Annotated in this window: 2 protein-coding genes and 1 pseudogene; 1 reads left to right on the top strand and 2 read right to left on the bottom strand. The window is 44.0% G+C overall.

Annotation, left to right across the window (positions count from 1 at the left end; all coding sequences use genetic code 11):
- Window positions 1-163 precede the first annotated feature (163 nt).
- Both C7B77_RS27955 and C7B77_RS27950 read right to left on the bottom strand, forming a co-directional pair.
- The gene (locus tag C7B77_RS27955; RefSeq protein ID WP_106312768.1) at window positions 164-1123 is read right to left on the bottom strand and encodes a DUF1822 family protein; all 960 of its coding nucleotides are present in this window, start codon (window positions 1121-1123) and stop codon (window positions 164-166) included.
- Between the two features lie 101 nt (window positions 1124-1224).
- Window positions 1225-1968 (bottom strand): hypothetical protein, encoded by a 744-nt coding sequence (locus C7B77_RS27950; RefSeq protein WP_106312765.1) that lies wholly within the window; start codon window positions 1966-1968, stop codon window positions 1225-1227.
- Between the two features lie 197 nt (window positions 1969-2165).
- On the opposite strand from C7B77_RS27950, the pseudogene C7B77_RS27945 reads away from it, so the two are divergent.
- Window positions 2166-2566, top strand: a pseudogene (locus C7B77_RS27945) (hypothetical protein); the annotation flags it as partial.

Genomic DNA, 2566 nt, shown 5'->3' with positions numbered 1-2566 from the left:
CTAGTACGATCTGGGTCGGTTGGACTTAGTTGCTACGGGGTAGGGTTTGACTGGTGCTTATTAGGATCGGTTGGGCACGAAACCCTCCCCTACACATAGATCTATGTTTGTTTCTATCTCCCCCGCTTCTCCGCTCCCCGCTCCCAACTCCCAACTCCCAACTCTACGCTACAAACGACTCCGTAAAACTACTTTTATCTAACTCTACCCGAATTTTAAACTGAGTGCCAACTGGCAATTTAAATGACTGGAGCTGGATAAAATTCATTGGTTCGGGGTATTGGATCTCGCTCAAGATCAGTTCGTTGGCACCATAGAGCGCGAGTTTGAGGTGTGCGGGTAACAGTGGTAAGCCGCCAGCAGCATGTAGTCTGATGCGGACTTTGATACGTCCATCGGGTTCTTCGCTCAAACCGATTAATAGTAAGAGGGGAATATTCGCGATATTGGCTCTGAGGTTAATCATTTTGCTAGCGGTAAAGTCGCGAATGCTCTCGTAGCTAGTATTCTTGGGCAGACTAATCGTATTTCTCAGGGCAAATTCTCGCTGGGGTGAGGCGATCGAATTTTCGAGCGGTTGCCAACCATTTCCTAAAATACCAACCAAAAATTCTTGCAGGCGATTAATTCGCCCAGTGTCGATTAAATCTAATAAATTGTCTAAAGATTGGAGAGCATCGATCGAGACATATTCGGTATTTACTCGATCGCTAAATCCTAATAGTTCGACACTATGAAGATCTTGACTAAATTGGACGAATACATAGCCGATTCGATCGGGTTTTGTTGTTGTCGCATCGTCAATTATGGCTGCTGGGAGCTGAATTTCTGTCGTACTTGGCAGTATTACTACACATTCGATCGTCCCCACCTGTGGAATTACTAAATCTGCCACATTCATGATGCTTTGCAACTCGATTTGCCAGCTATCGCTTTGAGTCAGATCGAGATCTATTCCATAGATAATCTTGAAATATTGATGCACCGCATACACGGCAAGAGTGTTGAGATAAACCTTGCGTCCTTTAGCGATCGAGGTTTGTCCTAATGCAAATTTAGCGGCTGTTGCATGTGCCGTTCGATCGAGATCGATCGTCAATGTCGAACAATTGTGAGCGTTCATGAGAGTGTTTGTGTGTTGTGGGTGGTTTAAAGATTTTTTGGCGTAGGTTGGGTAGAGCGATAGAAACCCAACATTAGCCGTAGGTTGAGTTGAGCTTGGTTTTAGATCCGCTCGTCGAGATTTGGTTCGTAACCAAAAATTTTGGCTTGTGTTTGCAATATAGGCAAACACCTACGCTTCCAGTGAGCGACTAAAGTTTGATAGGGAATATCTAATTCTTTAGCCAGTGCAGTCAATGAATCTGGTGGATCTTTGACAATGATGCGATCGCCGAGTAGTTGACAATTACAATTAGAGCGACCTTTTGGGTAACAACTTTGCAATTGTCTTTCCGGATCGAGCTGAATCCAGGCTTCTATTCGAGCGGCAATTTCGCGATGTTCCTGCTGTTGTAAGCTGGCAATATGTGCGTTGAGATTATCGAGAGTAAGATCGCCAAATCCTGATTCTGATAATAGATCGAGATACGTTTCACCCTGATTGAAGATTTCCTCATCCAAGCTCAGATGTTGTCGATCTGGTAGAGCTGATGTTGTATAAATATCCCGAATCCGCCAGTACAAATAGCCATTAATCCATTTAACTAAGTCATGTTCTAAGGAATTAGTCGAAGCTCGAAATTCGTCGATATTTCGGCTCATCCATTCCCAAGTTTGATTTAGTGCCAACAGATAATCTTGATGGTTGACAATCTTGATGCCTGGTAATTGCCTGAGCGTGCAAATTAACCGACTCATAGCTTGGGCGCGTTGGGCACTCTGCACCGGAGCTGCCAAAACCGCCGCTAGCTTTTGTCGCAATTGGGTTTCCAGATCCTCAGGCTCTGACAGATTCGCTCCACTCATGAATGACAACACTAAATGCACCGTTAAGACTCTTATTACTCACTCAGTGGATTTACGGACATTTATGCAAATCAGTATTGTGGATTGCGGATTGCGGATTGAGATGTTGTCACCCATCTATCTATCCACCCGTCCCCCTCTCCGTGGTAGTCTCAGGCAAAGTTGGGCATAATACTAGCAATTAGATAGGTGAGTAAATGCGACTAATTGCCGTGCAGCCAATTAATATTATTATTGACGACCTTCAGACCAAAATAGATCTGGAGATCGAAAATAGAAGCCAGTTAGCGGATCTAGGTGCGTTGGTTGCGATGAGAGCAATGCAAGATATCGCCGCTAGACTCACCAAAATTCGGAAGATTCTGAATATCCAACGATATAATCTCATCTTTATCGGACAAGTCGGCGCAGGTAAGACGACGGCGATTTGTCACTTATTAAATTTAGTTCGCGAAGTAGAAGTCGAACGCTCGCTCAGAAGTGGTAAAAAAGTTAAGATTACCAAAACTCAAGAATTACTCTCGACAGGTTCGGGGAAAAGTACGATTTGCGAAGTAGTAATTCGTCCGGCTAAATTTACTTATGTCGAAATAGAACC

The sequence above is a fragment of the Chamaesiphon polymorphus CCALA 037 genome (genome assembly GCF_003003845.1).
GTDB classification, from domain to species: Bacteria; Cyanobacteriota; Cyanobacteriia; order Cyanobacteriales; family Chamaesiphonaceae; genus Chamaesiphon; species Chamaesiphon polymorphus.
Note: the sequence above shows the minus strand (reverse complement) of the source record. Positions and strands in the feature narration are given on the sequence as shown.

Bases quoted from the DNA above. Each gene is read 5' to 3' on its own strand.
- C7B77_RS27950 (WP_106312765.1), bottom strand. From the start codon at position 1,968: ATGAGTGGAGCGAATCTGTCAGAGCCTGAGGATCTGGAAACCCAATTG.
- C7B77_RS27955 (WP_106312768.1), bottom strand. From the start codon at position 1,123: ATGAACGCTCACAATTGTTCGACATTGACGATCGATCTCGATCGAACG.